Origin of the sequence: Cytobacillus oceanisediminis (assembly GCF_003182355.1) — a bacterium.
In the GTDB taxonomy this organism is placed as follows: Bacteria; Bacillota; Bacilli; order Bacillales; family Cytobacillaceae; genus Cytobacillus; species Cytobacillus oceanisediminis_A.
Genome location: NZ_QGTW01000025.1, coordinates 1 through 18412, shown reverse-complemented (window position 1 = coordinate 18412; position 18412 = coordinate 1). Strand labels below are relative to the sequence as shown.

Here is an 18412-nt window from a genome sequence, read left to right as displayed (position 1 = left end):
CGATACCGTGAGTATCGGTTTTTTTATTAATAAGGAAAAGTCTTTCAATAAAATGATTGAAAAGACTGACAATTAATGGTTTAATTAAAATAAACTAAGCAGTCTAGTTTTATATTTTTTTGATCACAAATAAACTAACTGGTCTATTTAAGGAGGTGGCATAAAATGTCCATTATTATTGTTATTAGAAGAGGAAACAAACAGAAATAACCAACTTTATGGGTCAACAGATTTTCCATTCAAGACTTGATTGCATTTGGAAATTAATTTCGGATTACCTTATATTCATGCAATATTCGAAATCGTCAGAACCACTGAAATTTCGAAAGCTGAGATAGGCAATACCCATGACAACTCATTTTAAAGGAGATGTAAAATGAAAATTAAAAAGCTTTCGCAATGCAGCCTGGAAGAAGCGTTAACTGCCTGGAACAAAGGATTTGAAGGGTATTTGGTTCCTATAAAAATGGATATGGAAGCTTTTATAAACCGAGTGGTACATGAAGGTCTTTCACCTGAAAAATCAATCATTGCTTTTATGCATGAAGAACCCTCTGGAATTATCATGACGGGAATACGGGAGGTGAGCGGGAGAAAAATAGCCTGGAACGGGGGAACCGGAATTGCACCGGAATACAGAGGGAAAGGCCTTTCTGTTGCGATGATGGAAGAAGTTCAGAATATCTATATAGAAGAAGGAGTAAATATTGCTGTGCTTGAGTCAATTGAAGAAAATGAAAGAGCTATACGCCTATATAAAAAAATGGGCTATGAGGTTACAGACCATTTGCTCTATTTATATAAAAAGGTTGGCCGAAAAGAATTAAAACCTTTTAGGACTTTACTGATTAAAAGAGTGTATCCGGAACAATTGAAGGCTCTTGATTTTTATGATGGGGATGCTGCCTGGCAATGTCAGTGGGAAAGTGTCAGATTTGGGGAAGCTGCTGTTTTTATTAGTCCAGAGGGCGAAGAGGCAGGATACATTTTATATAAACGGGTGTTGGATAGCAGTGGACGCCCAGACAGGATCATCATTTATCAGCTGAAATATAGTCAAAGCAGCACATTAAAAAAGGGGATGATAGAAAGAGTCTTAAGTACTCTTTTTCTGGACAGTGATGATAGGCTAGATATTACTGTGCTGAATATTTCTGCTAATAATCCTTCTTCAAAAGCTCTTTTAAAAATGGGGTTCAAAAACAAGTTTGGCCAGGTAATGATGAAAAAATACTTATAGAAATAAGGGCCAATAGACCGGTCTTTTTTATCGATACCAATTGCGATTGAAGTCGAGCTCAAGTACCTGGCCGAACTTATTGGCAAAGTCGATAAAGTAGGCCCCCTTGGCTGTAAGGATGCCTCTGTCGAAAACATAGGGGGCATCAACGTAGCTTTTTTCCGAAAATACGCCAAGAAACTGTCTGCCTTGTCTTGAGATTCCTGTTGTATAATTTCGGTCAAGCAGAACACCTGCTTTTGCGAGAAGAAAAGGAGCGCTTGAAATGGCGCCAATTACGGCGTCCCTTTCATAAACAGACCGGATAAATTCAAAGAGCGGCTTCTCATCAAGTAAATGCTGGAAGTCGTCAACACCAGGCAATATAAGGCTTGTAAGCAATTCAGGATCCACGTCATGAATGTTTTTTTCGGGCAAGCAAATTAAACCTGCTTCCCCTTTTACAGGCTCGTGATTTAACCCTATAAAGATTTTTGGCTGGTTGGCCTGGGTTAAAACTGAAAGGACTACTGTTAGCTCATATTCGCTAAATCTTGGGTATAAAAGGATTCCGGTAGTCACTTTAGCTTCCCCTCCCATCTTGTTAAGGCATAATTCTACAAAAAAAACAAAAAACCCTTTAAAAAAAAATGAGTTTTTTTTAATATTCAAATATAAATAAGATTAACTAATATATGGAATAAATCCCCTAGCTTACTGATATGTATTTATGAGTATGGGTGAAAGGGGAGATAGTGTGACTGCTGTTTTTGAAGGTGCCGCTAAATTTGAACATGGATTTTGGCTTCAGATATTGGGGGATCATGCCCGGTTTATCCATGATTCGCTATCACCGAAGGAAAAAGAGAGCATTGAACTTGCAAATTATTTTATCCAAACCTTTGATCAGCTTCTAGGAAGAGTGGAAGTGGAAGACATGATGGAATTAAGCAGAAGAGCTGAGGAAGAGGGAAAAAAGCTGAGAAAGTTTAAACTGAATATTCTTGAACGCCATTTGACCGGTAAAATTTCCATTCACCTTGGACCCGTTTTCATCAATCATATGGTAAATGAATTGGAAGAATATTTGCTAGTTCTTCAATATCTGAAAAAGGGAGAGGAACCGCCTGTATTTCATGAGCTTAACCATCACTTAATTTGGCTTCTCGATGCAGCCGGCCATGCAGGAGCAATATCTGACAACATGAATAGGGTGGAAAAGAAAATCAGAAAAATCAGTGACAATTTCACAAAAGACTTTGAGGCCTTTTATTTAAAAGCAATTGAAATGTCAGGATTTCTCCGTACAAATATCACATCGTTTCCAGCACTCCAAAGGTTTAATAATGATGTCACACTTGAAATGAAGTTGTTCATGAACTTCTTGGAAGAGATTGAAGAGCTTGAACTTAGCAAGGAAGCTTTAGGAACGTTTGCTGCTTTAATGGCTGATCATATGTTCCGTGAAGAATGCTACTACCTGACAAAGCTGGCAGAGTCCACACAGACTGAAAAGCCAAAATGTGACCCTGCTAAGCCAAGACTTAAAGAGTAAGAACCAGCTGCCATGATTGGCAGTTATTTTTTTTGGAGTGCTTAATCGTTTTTTAGGGTAAAGAAGATATAAAAGGTCTGATTTCATGAAACTGATAAGATGGAGCTATATGCGGAGAAACCAGGTAAAGGGAGTCTTTGATTGCTGTCCTGACTCGTTTGTTATCTTTAAAAGGATTAAAAATTATTATTTCATCCATAGTGTAGATTGGAAAGAATGCGCTCAAATAATTAAAAAAGAACAGCTGGAAGAAATGGAGTATCTGCTTAATAAAGAGATGGGCTTTCTTGAGGGTTATTTAAGACGGAGATCTTCTAGCTATAATATACAGAGGACCCAGAAATGACAGTAAATGAAAAAATAGGAAAGAAGGCTCAATTTCCGAAAAATAGAACACTTGTTCGAATAAATGGACAAGAATGTGTTATAATAGAGAAGCAATGGGAGTTTCTCAAGGGTGGTCGGCTAGCCCCGTATGAAAGGGGGTGATGCCTTTGACAGTATTCGAATCGATCATGATGATGATTTCATTTTCTAGTCTGATCATTGCTGTCATGACTTTTAACCATAAAAAATAGACCTCCCTTGATCTGACAATTGAGGGAGAGGTCTATGTCTTTGACAGGCCGATCCCCTAAGGGAACGACTATTGCAAATGACCGTGGGTGCGGCAACACCTGCGGTCGTTTTTTCTTTATTCATAATCTTAATTAAAGAATATCATATACGGCTCTGAAAGTCACGGAAATAAGCTTAAACTCTAATGGTTATAGTATATGCCAGTCTTGTTCGGAAAATCCATAAATGATTTCGAGTGCTTATAGCCATACTAAAATCGTATCCCTGTAAAGGAGGAACACATCATGACAAAGCGCAATATTAAGACCAAATCTGGATTACAAAGCACAAAAAAAGAGCATTAATGATATGGAATTCTCGAAAGAGATGAGTCCGCAAAGCAAGAAGGCAGAAAAGACAAAGCCTAACTGATGTTGGAATAAAAGAATTTACCGAAATGGGGCAGACTAAGACTGTCCCATTTTTTATATGAAAAGGGCACGGCTAATATTATTTTACTGAGGAATAGAAAGGACGATTTAAAGTGCCTGCAGTTCTTAATGGTGATACCAATATTTTTTATGAAGTAAAAGGTCATGGCGTACCGATCATTTTTATACATCCTCCTGCGATGGGAAGGAAGGTTTTTTATTATCAGGGCCTTTTAGCGGAACATTTTCAAGTTATTTTTCCCGATTTGAGCGGAAATGGAGATACAACAGGTCCTGAAAAAAAAGTAACGATACTTGGCTATGCTGAGGAAATTAGGGCTGTTTTGGATCACTTGAATATCGACAAAGCCGTAATACTGGGATATTCCTCCGGCGGGGCAATTGCACAGGAGTTTGCTCTTTCTTTTCCTGAAAGGACTCTGGGTGTCATTCTTTCCGGAGGGTTTCCGGAGGTTTTATCAGAAGCATTCAGGTATGAGCATATACTGGGGATGTATTTTGTAAAACACTTTCCCGGTTTTCTCCGGTATATTATTGCGACAAGCCATACAAATGATAAAGAGGTAAGAAACGAAATACTGGATCACATGAAAAAAGCAAACCTTAATATGTGGTTTGAGTCTTACGATAGATCCCTTCATTACTCATGTACAGACCGCCTTCGGAACCTAAATGTGCCCCTTCTCCTTATATACGGTTCAAGAGACTTTGTGAATCAGCATCTAAGAAGCTACAGAAGATATGTCAGCTTCCAGACTGCCATAATCAAAGGTGTTTCCCATCAGGTGCCAACCAAGAAGTGGCAGCTGTTTAATCAGGTTATTACCGGCTTTGTTCAGCAGCAGTTTAATTAATAAAAAATCCGTATCGGAAAATCTCGATACGGATTTTTTTTATGCATTTTTATCGGGCTTAATCGCCATAATAGTGGCCAGAGCTGCAACAATGGTTATGGCACTTAATATATAAAATAGCGCTTTGTCAGAGTACTTCATAAGGATTGCAATTGCCGGGGGGCCAGCCGCAACTCCAATAAACCTCATAGAGCTGTATATGGATGTGATGGTTCCTCTTTCCTCTTTTTCAATCCCTTCCGTAATAAGAGCGTCCAAAGAGGGGAGGGCAACCCCAATTCCAATACCAGCAAACAGGAACATGCCGATCATAAACCACATATTGGTTGAAAAACTGAGAATGGCAGTAGCAGCAGCAACCAAAACAGAACCTAAAAAGATAATCCATTTCATCAGAATTTTATTTTCTTTTATTTTTTTGCCCGTCAAGTAGGATGAAATGCAAAGGGCACCCAGTGGGACAGCAAGGAGCAGCCCTTTTTTAACATCTTTAATATCATATGTTTTTTCCAGCACATCAGATAAATAAAAAAGGATTCCAAAAAGTACAAACATAAGAATAGCGCCAATAAAAAAGATAGCGTAGAGCCATTTGCCGTTGTTCTTAAAGGTATCCTTGATATTCCCCCAAAAGTTCTCCAAAGGCAGCGGTTCTTCACGTTTTTTTGGCGTTTTAACTAGAAAAAACACCAGTAATATTGATATCGTACAAAATACCGGAAAAGAAAAAAACGGCAAAAACCAAATAAATCCTGCCAAAAAGGAACCAAGAATAGGGGACAAGACTTTCCCGAATGTATTGGAGGTTTCGATTAGACCGAGCGAGCTGCTTACCTCATCATCATTCTTAAACATATCACCGACCAAAGGCATAACAATTGGTGCCGCTCCCGCAGCACCAACCCCCTGCAAAGCCCTGCCGGCCAATATAATCCAATAGGCATCCTCCACTTTCCAAGCAGCCCATCCTGAGATGAGCCCCCCAATTCCCGCAATGAGGAGACTTGGAATGATTACTTTTTTACGGCCGATATGATCCGATAAAAAGCCGGCGATTGGAATTAAGATTATGGCTACAATACTGTATACCGTTATAATCATGCTTGATTGGAATGCTGAAATATTTAGTGTGTTTTCCATTTCCGGCAATACAGGAATTAACATGGAATTTCCTAGGGTCATAACGAGAGGAATTGAAGAAAGTGAAAGAATGGCCCATTTTTGGTTATGAACATCATCTCCGGACTTCTTTTTAGCTTTGGAATTTACGGATTGTAAATTTTCAACATGCTCCATATTTCTTACCTTCCTTTTCGTTAATCAAACTAATATTAATATGGGCTTATTGCCGTAAAACTAATTAGAAAAAGCTCTGTCTTTTTATGGGAAAAATCAAATTATGGAAATAAATGTTTCGATTTGTTAAAAAGAAAGAGTTAAAATATAAGGAAAAGTGAACTAGGCGAGGGGAATTTAATGGAGATAAAGGGGATCATCAAATCTTTAAGCATTGGAAAACCAAAAGCACATTATTGGAAAAATCAAAAGGAAGTATCAGGGATTGACAAAAGTAAAACAATGAATGCTTTATTAACGAAAGAAGGTTTTATCGGGGATGGCGTGGCAAATACTGATTTCCATGGCGGCCCTGACAGAGCTGTCTGCCTTTATCCTTATGAGCATTATCAAATGTGGGGAAAAGAATTCAAGAAGGTTTTCAATCCGCCGTCCTTTGGCGAAAATATTTGTGTAAGCAATATGATTGAAAAGGATGTTTTTATCGGGGATATTTTTTCACTGGGGGAAGCAATGGTGCAAATAACACAGGGACGCATTCCGTGTTCAACCATATCGAAGCATAACGGTGAAGACAAGCTTCTGGGCAGAATTGTCGAAACAGGGTATACAGGTTATTTTTTTAGGGTGCTTGAAGAAGGAAGGGTGGGAGCCGATTCCTGCCTTAAGCTCGTGGAAAGAAAACAGGAAAATATATCGGTCCTTGATGCAAATTATACACTGTTTCATAACCGCAAAAACCGGAGAGCAGTCGAGGATCTGCTGGAAGTTCAGGAGCTTGCCGGTGTTTGGAGAGAGAAGCTGGAAAAAGCACTTTTATAAAAATTTATTGTTCATCCCTTGACATTTCTTATTAATCGGAATATTATAATAAGCAATATATCGAAAGGCAATGACAAAGAGTAGTAACTTCTGCGGAAGCTTTAGAGAGCTGATGGTTGGTGCAAATCAGTGCGAATGCTGAAGTGAATGGACTTTCGAGCCTCCAAACCGAACCTTTTAAAGCAGTAGGCTTTGGCGAACGGTCTCATCGTTACAAGGGACAGATATTAAAGCGTTTATCGTTTTGATATCTGTTAAAGTGAGCTGAAATTTCAGCTAATGAAGGTGGCACCACGGGTTTCTCGTCCTTTTTAAGACGGGGAGCCCTTTTTTTATTTCATTTAAAACTTCATAGCTTATTAAATCGTTGAGCAAGAGGAGTACATTGATACTTTCCGTTCCAGAGAGCCGGGGCAGGTGAGAGCCGGTACGGAAAATCAATCGAATGGACTTGCGAGAGGCTTTCTGAAATCAGTAGGAAAGCACGGTCTCCGCCGTTAAAAGGATAGGGTATCGATTTATGATTTATCTAATCCGTACCCGAAGAGGGAGCAGCTAGCTGCTCTAAAATGAGGTGGCACCACGGTCACAAGATACGTCCTCTATACACACAATTCCTGTGTGTATAGGGGACTTTTTTTATTTCTGTAAACGAACTGGAGGAGAAATAACTTGAAGACGATTATTGATGAGCCATATATTATCGAAGAGCTTGAGGGTGATACATTAACACCAATTTTAATTTACCAAAGAATGAGCGGGAAAAAGAAGTTCCTTTTCGAAAGCTCCTTAAAGCATGAAAAGTCAGGCAGGTATTCATTCATTGGCGCGGATCCTGTGATGGAGCTTAAGGGAGAAGGAAGCCATACAACAGTTACAACAAATGAAAGTGAAGATGTTTTTTCTGAAAAACCCCTCGATGTATTAAAGAAACTTATGCCGGAAGTAAATAGACCGCAGCTTGAACGATTTCCGTTTTGCGGGGGAGCTGTTGGATATGCAGGATATGATGTTATTAGGCAGTACGAGGATATCGGACATATGCCCGAAGATGAGTTGAATGTTCCGGATGTCCACCTTTTGTTTTTTGAAGAGGTAGCGGTGTTTGACCATCTGGAGCAAAAGGTTTACCTTGTCGCAATGCCTTTGACTGAAAAAACGGATATATCGCGACTTCGTCAAAAAGTGGAGAAAAGAAAGGCAGAAATCCAAAATGGAAACAGCAAAATGGAGTCCAATGAGGCTGCCCTAACTGATTTTAAAGCTTTCACTTCAAAAGAAGACTTTGTTGACAAAGTAAAAAAAGCAAAGCAATACATCGAAGAGGGCGACATTTTTCAAGTGGTTCTGTCACAGCGATTGAAGGCTGAAATGACAGGCGACCCTTTCTCCTTTTACCGAAAATTAAGAGTGCAAAACCCGTCGCCATATATGTATTATCTTGACTTTGAGGATTATGCGGTTGCTGGAGCATCACCCGAAAGCCTCATCAAAGCGACTGGCGATAAGGTGATAACAAACCCCATTGCTGGAACAAGGCCAAGAGGGAAAACAGAAGCAGAAGATCTCCAGCTGGAAAAAAGCTTAAAAGAAGATGAAAAGGAGCTTGCCGAGCACCGTATGCTCCTGGATCTCGGCCGCAATGATTTGGGCCGTGTCTGTGAATTTGGTTCAATCACTATTGAAAAAAACATGGTAATCGAAAGATATAAGCATGTCATGCACCTGGTCTCAGAAGTTGGAGGCAAGCTGAAAAAACCTAACTCAGCCATTAACGCCTTAATCGCATGCTTGCCTGCAGGAACAGTATCCGGAGCACCGAAAATTAGGGCAATGGAAATCATTAATGAACTGGAAAAAGTCAAAAGAGGAATCTATTCAGGGGCAGTCGGCTATTTTTCCGGAAATGGCAATATGGATTTCGCTCTCGCAATCAGGACCATGGTCATTAAAGATGGCAATGCATATATACAGGCTGGTGCGGGGATCGTCCATGATTCGGTTCCTGAAAAAGAATATGAAGAAACACTTCATAAACTAAAAGCATTTTTGGAGGATAAAAAATGATTTTGCTGATTGATAATTATGATTCATTCACTTATAACCTTTATCAATATTTAGGGGAGCTTGGGGAAGAGATTAAAGTTGTCCGCAATGACCAAATCACCCTTGAAGAAATAGAAAAACTGGACCCTGAAGCAATTGTGCTTTCGCCGGGGCCAGGAAGGCCGGAACATGCAGGGGTAATGGTAGAAGTTATCCGGAACTTCTATAAAAAGGTGCCTATTCTCGGGATTTGCCTAGGCCATCAGGCAATCGGTTATGCGTTTGGCGCCAAAATCGAAAAAGCCAGGAAAATCATGCATGGGAAGGTTTCAAACCTGAAACATAATGGTTCGCAGCTGTTTCAATACATGCCACAGCCTATTAATATCATGCGATACCATTCCTTAATCATCCAATCCGGCACTTTGCCTGGCAGTTTTAAAATATTGGCAAGATCCATGGATGATAATGAAATAATGGCCATCAAGCATGAAGCATATCCGCTTTACGGTTTACAATTTCATCCGGAGTCAGTGGGAACGGACCTTGGCAAAAAGATATTGGAAAACTTTTTACAAACAATCGGGAGGGAAAAGAAACATGAAAACAATACTGCAACGATTATCTGATAGAGAATCTTTAACAGAAGCAGAAATGAAGGAAGCAATGGATACTATATTTTCCAATGATGTAACGGATAGTGAAATAGCCGCTTTTATGGTAAGCCTGAAGACGAAAGGGGAAACTGTTGACGAAATTGCAGGGATTGTAAGAGCCATGAGAGATAAATCACTAACATTTAGCAAGAATATTCCCAATGTTTTGGATAATTGTGGAACAGGCGGAGATGGATCAAGCAGCTTTAACATCAGTTCCACTTCGGCATTTGTGATTGCTGGAGCGGGAATCCCCGTTGCAAAGCATGGAAATAGAAGTGTTTCCAGCAAAACAGGAAGTGCTGACGTACTGGAGCATCTGGGAATCAATTTGAATAATAAACCGGAACGAACAGAAGAGATCCTCGGGGAGATTGGAATTGCATTCCTGTTTGCTCCCCATGTGCATCCAAACATTAAGAGAATTATGAAGGTACGCAAGGATTTAAGAATTCCAACAACTTTTAACTTAATCGGTCCGCTGACAAATCCCGTTGAACTCGAAAACCAGCTCCTTGGCATTTACCGAAGAGATTACACCATGATGTTCGCAGAAGTGCTGAAAACATTGGGCAGAAAACGGGCTGTAGTTCTCAATGGTGCAGGTTTTATGGATGAAGCCTCGCTGCAGGGAGAAAATCACTTGGCTATACTTGACAATGGCGAAGTATTCGAAAAGATTTTGCATCCAGAAGAGGTTGGACTTCCGGTTTACAGCAATGACGCCATCAGAGGCGGTGATTCAAGAGAAAATGCGGAGATTCTCTTAAATGTCCTTAAAGGCGAAAAAGGGGCAAAAAGAGATACGGTACTGCTGAATGCCGGAATCGGTATCTTTACCGGGGGGAAAGCAGAAACCATTCAAAAAGGGATTAATATAGCAAGAGAAAGCATCGACTCAGGAGCAGCTTTAGATAAACTTCAACAACTAATTAAAGCAAGCAAAAGCTTTCAAAAAGAGGTGATTTAAATGGAAACCATTTTAGATAAAATTTTAACTGAAAAAAGAAAGGAAATCATGGAGCTGCATAAAGGGAAAGAAGCGGCACAGACACTGGATAAACACCCAAAGCGCTCCTTTATTTCCAGGCTTGAGGCGGGCGATGAGCTGGCAGTTATAGCTGAATTCAAAAGAGCTTCGCCTTCAAAAGGGGATATTAATATTTTTCAAAAGCCTGAAGACCAGGCATTATTTTATAAAAAATTTGGGGCAGATGCGATTTCAGTTTTAACCGATAATACCTTTTTTAAGGGCAGCTATTCAGATTTAACGTCTGTCAGGGAGACAGTTGACCTGCCGGTTCTTTGCAAAGATTTTATTATAGATGAGGCACAAATCATAAAAGCCAAGGCTTCAGGTGCGAATCTTATTTTACTGATTGTTGCTGCAATGGGTGGGGAAAGGCTGAATGAGCTTAACGATTTTGCTCTTGAGCAGGAGCTCGAGGTTCTAATGGAGGTCCATAATGAAGAAGAATTGGAAACAGCACTAGAAACGGGAACAAAATTAATTGGTGTCAATAATCGAAATTTAAAGACCTTTGAAGTGGACCTTGAAGTAACGGAAAGGCTTGCGCCAGCTATAAAGAAGGCAGGCAAATTCCTGATCAGCGAGAGCGGCATCAAAACGGAAGAGGATGTACAGCGGGTTATTGCAGCAGGAGCAAATGGGATTCTTGTTGGAGAAGCGTTTATGAAAACAGATAATCTGGAAGGGCTGCTAAAGGCAATGAAGCTTCCTTTGCAGGGGGGCTATTAAAAAATGAAAGTGAAAATTTGCGGAATTAAGGACATTAAAACTGCATTGTCAGCTATTGAAAGCGGTGCCGATGCACTGGGGTTTGTATTTGCGCAAAGCAAGAGGAGAATTGCGCCGGAGGAAGCAGGGGAGATCATACGCCAGCTACCGGAGGATCTATTAAAAGTCGGCGTATTTGTAAATGAAACCAAAGAAAACATAGAGAAAATTGTAGAGATCACAGGTATAAATGTGATACAGCTGCATGGTGATGAAACACCGGAATTTAGCGGCCAATTTTCTATTCCTGTTATAAAAGCATTGAGCGTTGGCTCGGAAGAAGATTTATCCAAGCTGGATGAGTATTCAAGTGAATACTTCCTGCTGGATAGCCCAAAGGGGAAGTATCGAGGAGGCAACGGCGTCTCATTTGATTGGAGCATTCTTAACGACAAACAATTTTTAGATAAAAAGATTATCCTCGCTGGGGGGCTGAATCCTGACAATGTGGCAGAAGGCATTAAAACAGCTAACCCGTATATGGTTGATGTGAGCAGCGGGGTTGAGACAGAGGGAAAAAAAGACCTTGGGAAAATAAAAAGATTTATAGATAAAGCAAGAAGCTTGGAGAGGGAGGAAGTAAAATGACAGCCACTTACACATTGCCAGATGAACGGGGACACTTTGGTGAATATGGGGGCAGATATGTACCGGAAACCCTGATGCAGGCCATTCTTGAATTGGAAGAGGAATATAAAAAAGCGCGTGCTGATGAGAGCTTCCAAGCAGAACTTGAAGCTTTATTGAAGGATTATGTCGGCCGTGAAACGCCATTATATTATGCTGATAACCTCACAAAATATGCCGGCGGTGCGAAAATCTATCTTAAGCGGGAGGATTTAAACCATACAGGCGCACATAAAATTAACAACTCATTGGGCCAGGCGCTCTTAGCAGCCAGAATGGGCAAGCGCAAAATTGTTGCCGAAACGGGTGCAGGCCAGCATGGGGTGGCTACAGCAACTGCTTGTGCGCTATTGAATCTGGAATGTATTATTTTTATGGGTGAAGAGGATATCCGCAGGCAGCAGCTGAACGTATTTCGGATGGAACTGCTAGGAGCAAAGGTGGTGGGGGTTAAATCAGGCAGCGCCACTTTAAAGGATGCTGTAAACGAAGCACTCCGCTACTGGGTAACAAACGTTGAAGATACCCATTATATTTTAGGGTCTGTCATGGGACCGCATCCATTTCCAATGATTGTCCGCGACTTTCAAAGTGTTATAGGAAATGAAACGAAGCAGCAATATCTTCAGAAAGAAGGAAAGCTGCCAGATGCAGTTGTAGCCTGCATTGGCGGGGGCAGCAACTCAATGGGGATGTTTTATCCTTTTATAAAAGATGAAAGTGTCCGCATGGTTGGCGTAGAAGCAGCAGGCTTGGGTACGGATACTGATAAGCATGCAGCATCACTAACAAAGGGATCTCCAGGAGTCCTTCATGGGGCACTCATGTATTTATTGCAGGATGAGCACGGGCAAATTCAGGAAGCCCATTCGATTTCAGCTGGCCTTGATTACCCTGGTGTCGGCCCGGAGCACAGCTATTTAAAAGATAGTGGAAGAGCACAATATGAATCCATCACAGATGATGAAGCGATGGAGGCATTAAAGCTGCTATGCAAGCTTGAAGGCATTATTCCTGCGCTGGAAAGCTCCCATGCTGTTGCATATGCTTTGAAGCTGGCACCGCAAATGAAAAATGATGAAGGCCTTGTCATCTGCTTGTCAGGAAGAGGCGACAAAGATGTAGAAACAGTAAGAGCTAGATTAGGAGGGGAAGGAAAATGAACCGGATCGAAAAAGTATTTCAAAACCTGAAACAAAATAATGAAAAAGCATTTGTGCCATATATTATGGCAGGAGACGGCGGCTTGGACACACTGGCTGAAAAAATAACATTCCTGGAAAAAGCGGAAGCAACGGCTATTGAGATTGGAATCCCATTTTCAGATCCGGTAGCGGATGGGCCTGTAATCCAGCAAGCGGGAATCCGGGCTTTGCAAGCGGGTACAACACTTCGCGGGGTTATGGAAAAAATTGCTGAGATTCGCCCAATCGTCCATATCCCGCTAGTTTTCATGACATACATGAATCCAATCATGGCATATGGCATCGGGAATTTTATCGCTGATGCCTCTAAGGCAGGTGTGGATGGTTTAATCTTGCCAGACCTGCCTGCTGAGGAAGAAGAAATCATAGCGCCTATTGCGGAGAGGTCTGGAATTGAGATTATCCGGCTTGTGACCTTAACAAGTCCAATAGAGCGAATTCAGGAAATTGCAGCCAAGGGAAAAGGGTTCTTATATGCAGTAACTGTTAATGGTATTACTGGTGCAAGAAAAGGGTTTAATGAAGAACTGGGCAAACACCTCGAAATGGTGAAGGAGGCCAGCCCGATACCGGTTCTTGCCGGATTCGGAATCTCCGAGCCTTCCCAAGTTGAAGAGATGAATCAGCACTGTGATGGTGTCATTGTCGGAAGCAAGATCGTTGACCTGTTTGAAAGCGGGGATTTAGATGGAATTGAAGCACTGATTGCTGCATCAAAGGCAGAGAAAATTAAGTTGTAAAAGAATGAGCTTTCTCCTAAATCGGAGGAAGCTCATTTATATTTTTGGGGCTCTGGGTAATGTTGATTTTAGCACTTTGTTGATTGGAGCGGAAGGCGGGAGATCCTCCCAAAATGCATTCGCATTTCCTTCGTGCGGTGTTCATTCGAGGATGCTCATTCAACGTCCTGTGGGAGTGCGAGCCAAAGGGAGACCCCGCAGGCTTAATGCTTGAGGAGCGTCGGACTGCCCGCTGTTCGCTGAGCTTCTTGAGCGGAAATCAACAGGCGAGGTTAACAGATCCATTTTTTTGAATAAGCCCATTTTTAGAAAATTTTAAAGGAAAGGTTGACATGCATGGTGAATACATTATAATTACAGTAATCCGAGTAAGTTAATAAGTTTTATAGGAATAGGTGATTTTTGAATGTTCATTGAGATAGATGAAGTGAATAAACAATATAACGATAAAGAAAATCAGCCTGTGGATGTACTAAAAGATATTAACCTTTCGATTGCTAAAGGCCAGTTTGTTTCGATATTGGGCCCGTCTGGATGCGGGAAATCCACGCTACTTTCAATTGTCGCAGGACTGACGAAAACAACTTCCGGCAAAATTCTTATCGATGGAAAATCCATCACCAAACCTGGAAAAGACAGGGGAATGGTTTTCCAGCAGGCAGCCCTATTCCCTTGGTTAACAGTAATGGAAAATGTCACGTTCCCTTTGAAAAAAGAAATGAAGAAGAAGGATGCAGAGGAATCGGCACTAAAATACCTGCAAATGGTTCAGCTGGGGAAGTATTTATCCCATTATCCGCATGAACTGTCAGGGGGAATGCAGCAGCGGGTGGCAATAGCAAGAGCACTTGCTATGAATCCGGAGACACTTTTAATGGATGAGCCATTTGGAGCGCTTGATGAACAAACCCGTTCACGTTTGCACTTACAGCTGGAGAATATTTGGACCGAGACAAAGAAAACGATTCTGTTTGTTACTCATAGCATCTCTGAATCTATTAAGCTTTCAGACCGGATCATCGTGATGGGTACAAAACCGGGTACCATTTTGCAGGATATCACCGTAGATCTGCCAAGACCGCGTGAGGATTACAAGAAGGAAATGCTGGAAATTGAAGATCATATTATGAGCTATTTAAAGAAGGAAATTGACAAAGTCGTAAGTGAGGAACTTGAATATGCAAACAGCCATTAAACGGATTATATTCTTCGCAGCGATCATCGCTTTTTGGGAGATTGGTTCCCGGCTTGAGCTATGGCACCCGCTTATATTCCCTTCCTTGTCCAGTGTTTTCAGCGCTCTGGTGGAAGGATTTCAGGATAAAACACTCATATATGATTTAATAGCCAGCTTTAAACGGCTTGCAGTCGGATTGGCCATCAGCCTAGTTATCGGTACATTGATTGGCATCCTGCTAGGAAAATCGAAAACAGCAGATGATACATTGGGAGCTGTTATCCTTGCACTGCAGAGTGTTCCAAGCATTGTATGGCTTCCAATAGCTATCATGTGGTTTGGACTAAATGAAAAAGCAGTTATTTTTGTAACCATCCTTGGAGGAACATTTGTGATGGCCCTCAATATGCGTACAGGAATCAAAAATGTTTCACCATTATATATAAAAGCGGCACAAACTATGGGGGCAAATGGGATTGACCTTTTCACAAGGGTTATCTTCCCAGCTTCTATCCCATATGTCGTTACAGGATCCCGTCTTGCTTGGGCATTTGCCTGGCGCGCACTAATGGCAGGTGAGCTATTAAGCACAGGACCAGGTTTGGGATACACGCTAAGATATGCTTCAGATTTTGGAAGAATGGATATTGTAATCGGCGTCATGATTATCATTGGAACGATTGGGATGGTCGTCGACCAATTAATCTTCCAGCGCATTGAAAAATCAGTTATTAAAAAGTGGGGACTTGAATCATAATCAGGAGGGGTAAATATGAAAAAGGCAATAGTATGGATCGCTGTATTATTCACATTCGCGGGGCTGCTTGCAGGCTGCGGGTCATCTGAAAAGAGCAGTGGAAGCGAAGACAAAATTGTCATCGGATATTTTCCGAACATCAACCACGTCCCAGCGATGGTTGCAAAAAACCAGGGCTACTTTGAAAAGCAGCTTGGGGATGGAACAAAAGTGGAATATAAAACATTTGCAGAAGGCGGTTCATTCATGACCGCCCTAAAAACGGGCGACATTGATGCCGGTCTTGTAGGGCCTGGGCCGGCAATGAACAACTTCTCAACTGGAGCAGATGTAAAAATCATCGCGGGAGCCTCGACTGGCGGGACGGTTGTCCTTGCAAGAGAGGGCGTTGAAATCAACTCCCTTGAAGATTTCCAGGGTAAAACGTTCATCACTCCAGGCGTTGGATGTACACATGATGTTCAGTATGAAACGTATTTAGAAAAAGCTGGCATCACATCTGCCCGTATTGGCGGTACAATGAAGCATCTGACAGGTAATCCTGCACAGTATGCAAGCATGCTGAATACTGGAAAAGTGGATATTGCAGTAGCGCCGGAACCATGGGCAGCTGTAATTGAACAGGAAACAAATGCAGAAGTCGTAATCGGCTGGGATGAAGTATCTTTCGGTGAAACTTTGCCGGCATCAGTATTAGTCGCAACCGGAGATGCGGTAAAAAATAGCCCGGAAAAAGTACAGAAAATTGTAGATGCACATAAAGATGCAGTCAAATTTATTGAAGAAAATCCGGAAGAAGCAAAAGCAATTACAATCAAAGATATTAAGGAAGTAACAGGCCAGGAGCTTGAAAAAGAAGTAGTAGACCGCGCCTGGGAAAGAATCGGATTCACATATGAAGTGGACTCTGAAACAATCCAAGCATTTGCGGATTCATCCTATACTCTAAAATTCCTTAAAGACAAACCTGAATTCAGCGAGCTTATTGCAAAAAACTTTATTCAGTAAAAGGAATTTTTAACCGGAGCCCTTATTGGGTTCTGGTTTTTTTGATTTGTAGACTTTGGGATATCAGGAACCCGAAAAAAGTTCCAGAGACAACGCAATGACTCCATTTCTAAAAGCAGGTCTACTTCGCAGAAAGCCTCACCCGCGTATACCTAAACAGATCCGCGCGTAAAGGGCCAGTCTCCGTGCAAAAAAAAAAAAACGTTGCACAAAAATATGAACCCTTTCAGAAAACTCGTCCCCGTTCGTAACCTAAGAAGATCGGCGCGCAATTCAATCCCACACCCCATCCACCATCACCTCTATATTAAGGTTTAACTTCCATTCAAAAAAGGAAAAATACCATGCAAGTGACATAATACAACTTAGAAACAGGAGTGGCGAACTATATGAAAAAAGGAATGGGCGTTTTAATTGCCGTTATTGCGGTTGTTGTAGTGCTTGGTATGATGCTGATGTCCAGCTATAACGGATTTGTAAATGCGGAGGAAAATGTAGACCAGGCATATTCGCAAATTGAGAACCAGCTGCAGAGGAGACTGGATTTGATACCGAACCTGGTAAATACGGTAAAAGGTTATGCTGTTCATGAAAAGGAGACGATTCAGGCAATTTCTGATGCACGTGCGAGATTGGCCGGTGCGCGGTCTCCAGAAGAAGAAGCGGCAGCAAATGCCGAGTTATCAAGCGCTTTGAGCAGATTGCTTGTTGTGGTTGAGAACTATCCAAATTTAAAAGCAGACAAGCAATTTACTCAATTAATGGACGAGCTTGCCGGGACTGAAAATCGAATTTCAGTTGCCCGAAAGGATTATAATGATCAGGTTGCTGTTTATAACAAGAAAGTAAAAAGGTTTCCAGGTGCAATCGTAGCGGGAATTACTGGTTTTGATGAAAAAGAATACTTTAGAGCTGACCCGCTTGCTAATGAAGCGCCGGAAGTTGACTTTGGAGGCAATGGAGAATGACCATTCGCAGGGTCAGCTCGATCCTACTAATATTGCTTTTAGCAATAGGGTTATTGCCAGCTTATGCGGATGAGCATATACCGCAGCCGGTCGGAGACATTTATGTTCAGGATTTTGCAAGCGTCCTCAATGACCAGGAGAAATATGAATTAAATAACTTAGGCAGGCAGATCGAGGATCAGACTTCTGTTCAGGTTGCTGTCCTTACCGTTGATACGACAGGGGGCAGGCCAATTGAAGAGTACGCAAATGAAGCTTTTCGAACATATGGAATAGGAAGCGCTGCAGAAAATAATGGAGTTTTATTAGTTGCTGCTATGCAGGATCGGCAAGTTCGGATTGAGGTTGGGTATGGTCTTGAAGGACGGATTCCTGATGGAAAAGCCGGCAGGATCCTGGATCAGTATACAATCCCGTATCTTCAGGCAGGACAGCCGAATAGGGCAATTGTTGAAACCTATAAGATTCTTGCACAGGAGGCTGCCGAAGAAAATATTGTGCAAGGCAATGGAGGAAATGCCAAAGCCGAAACCCAAGACACTGGTGTGGGCATTCCATCCTGGCTGCTCATCATTATTGTCATTGGCTTTTTATTTCTTGATATTAAATTTTTTGGCGGAGCATTTTCATATGCCATTTTATCCATCCTCTCAAGAGGCGGCGGGGGTGGGGGA

19 protein-coding genes and 2 other annotated features are annotated in these 18412 nt (G+C 41.5%); of the genes, 17 read left to right on the top strand and 2 right to left on the bottom strand.

The features are described 5' to 3' along the window. Nucleotides 1–376 precede the first annotated feature (376 nt). A complete protein-coding gene (locus DFO73_RS27095; RefSeq protein WP_110067766.1) occupies nt 377–1240 on the top strand; it encodes a GNAT family N-acetyltransferase in 864 nt (287 codons plus the stop codon). Nucleotides 1241–1267: 27 nt separating this feature from the next. Here DFO73_RS27095 and DFO73_RS27090 read toward each other — a convergent pair whose 3' ends face one another. Continuing rightward, complete coding sequence (locus DFO73_RS27090; protein WP_110067786.1) at nt 1268–1801, bottom strand: DJ-1/PfpI family protein; 534 nt, start codon at nt 1799–1801, stop codon at nt 1268–1270. A gap of 154 nt (nt 1802–1955) precedes the next feature. On the opposite strand from DFO73_RS27090, the gene DFO73_RS27085 reads away from it, so the two are divergent. The 3 genes from DFO73_RS27085 (at nt 1956) to DFO73_RS27075 (ending at nt 4638) form a co-directional block, all read left to right on the top strand. Then, a complete protein-coding gene (locus DFO73_RS27085) occupies nt 1956–2774 on the top strand; it encodes a DUF2935 domain-containing protein (RefSeq protein WP_110067765.1) in 819 nt (272 codons plus the stop codon). A 488-nt stretch (nt 2775–3262) separates the two neighbouring features. Further along, a complete protein-coding gene (locus DFO73_RS29900; protein WP_219993454.1) occupies nt 3263–3352 on the top strand; it encodes a putative holin-like toxin in 90 nt (29 codons plus the stop codon). A gap of 524 nt (nt 3353–3876) precedes the next feature. After that, complete coding sequence (locus tag DFO73_RS27075; protein ID WP_110067763.1) at nt 3877–4638, top strand: alpha/beta fold hydrolase; 762 nt, start codon at nt 3877–3879, stop codon at nt 4636–4638. Between the two features lie 39 nt (nt 4639–4677). Here the strand turns inward: DFO73_RS27075 and DFO73_RS27070 are convergent, their stop codons facing one another. Then, nucleotides 4678–5934: an MFS transporter gene (locus DFO73_RS27070; RefSeq protein ID WP_110067762.1), complete on the bottom strand. Its 1257-nt coding sequence runs from the start codon at nt 5932–5934 to the stop codon at nt 4678–4680. Between the two features lie 180 nt (nt 5935–6114). Between DFO73_RS27070 and DFO73_RS27065 the strand changes: the two genes are divergently transcribed. The 13 genes from DFO73_RS27065 to DFO73_RS27005 all read left to right on the top strand — a co-directional run. After that, entirely contained in the window at nt 6115–6756 is a 642-nt protein-coding gene (locus tag DFO73_RS27065) for an MOSC domain-containing protein (protein WP_110067761.1), read from the top strand. Nucleotides 6757–6817: 61 nt separating this feature from the next. Then, nucleotides 6818–7069 (top strand) — a binding site (T-box leader). Between the two features lie 45 nt (nt 7070–7114). Beyond that, nucleotides 7115–7362 (top strand) — a binding site (T-box leader). Between the two features lie 66 nt (nt 7363–7428). Then, nucleotides 7429–8823, top strand: a complete 1395-nt coding sequence (gene trpE, locus DFO73_RS27060; RefSeq protein WP_110067760.1) for an anthranilate synthase component I — start codon at nt 7429–7431, stop codon at nt 8821–8823. Next, nucleotides 8820–9431 carry an anthranilate synthase component II gene (locus DFO73_RS27055; protein WP_110067759.1) on the top strand — a complete coding sequence of 204 codons (612 nt, stop codon included), beginning with the start codon at nt 8820–8822 and terminating at the stop codon, nt 9429–9431. Before trpE ends, DFO73_RS27055 begins: the two co-directional genes overlap by 4 nt. Then, complete coding sequence (trpD, locus tag DFO73_RS27050; RefSeq protein WP_110067758.1) at nt 9403–10428, top strand: anthranilate phosphoribosyltransferase; 1026 nt, start codon at nt 9403–9405, stop codon at nt 10426–10428. Before DFO73_RS27055 ends, trpD begins: the two co-directional genes overlap by 29 nt. Beyond that, on the top strand, nt 10429–11217 hold the full coding sequence (gene trpC, locus DFO73_RS27045) for an indole-3-glycerol phosphate synthase TrpC (protein WP_110067757.1): 789 nt from the start codon (nt 10429–10431) through the stop codon (nt 11215–11217). A 3-nt stretch (nt 11218–11220) separates the two neighbouring features. Beyond that, a complete protein-coding gene (locus DFO73_RS27040; protein WP_110067756.1) occupies nt 11221–11844 on the top strand; it encodes a phosphoribosylanthranilate isomerase in 624 nt (207 codons plus the stop codon). Then, a complete protein-coding gene (trpB, locus tag DFO73_RS27035) occupies nt 11841–13046 on the top strand; it encodes a tryptophan synthase subunit beta (RefSeq protein ID WP_110067755.1) in 1206 nt (401 codons plus the stop codon). The genes DFO73_RS27040 and trpB overlap by 4 nt, the downstream gene beginning before the upstream one ends. Next, complete coding sequence (trpA, locus tag DFO73_RS27030; RefSeq protein WP_110067754.1) at nt 13043–13828, top strand: tryptophan synthase subunit alpha; 786 nt, start codon at nt 13043–13045, stop codon at nt 13826–13828. The genes trpB and trpA overlap by 4 nt, the downstream gene beginning before the upstream one ends. Before the next feature lie 406 nt (nt 13829–14234). After that, nucleotides 14235–15023, top strand: coding sequence for an ABC transporter ATP-binding protein (locus DFO73_RS27025; RefSeq protein WP_110067753.1), 789 nt, complete (start codon nt 14235–14237; stop codon nt 15021–15023). After that, nucleotides 15007–15762 (top strand): ABC transporter permease, encoded by a 756-nt coding sequence (locus DFO73_RS27020; RefSeq protein WP_110067752.1) that lies wholly within the window; start codon nt 15007–15009, stop codon nt 15760–15762. Before DFO73_RS27025 ends, DFO73_RS27020 begins: the two co-directional genes overlap by 17 nt. A gap of 15 nt (nt 15763–15777) precedes the next feature. Then, nucleotides 15778–16770 carry an aliphatic sulfonate ABC transporter substrate-binding protein gene (locus DFO73_RS27015; RefSeq protein WP_110067751.1) on the top strand — a complete coding sequence of 331 codons (993 nt, stop codon included), beginning with the start codon at nt 15778–15780 and terminating at the stop codon, nt 16768–16770. 389 nt (nt 16771–17159) lie between these two features. Then, nucleotides 17160–17738 carry a LemA family protein gene (locus tag DFO73_RS27010; protein ID WP_110067750.1) on the top strand — a complete coding sequence of 193 codons (579 nt, stop codon included), beginning with the start codon at nt 17160–17162 and terminating at the stop codon, nt 17736–17738. Continuing rightward, on the top strand, nt 17735–18412 hold a 678-nt coding region (locus DFO73_RS27005; RefSeq protein ID WP_110067749.1), incomplete at its 3' end, for a TPM domain-containing protein. The genes DFO73_RS27010 and DFO73_RS27005, both read left to right, overlap by 4 nt.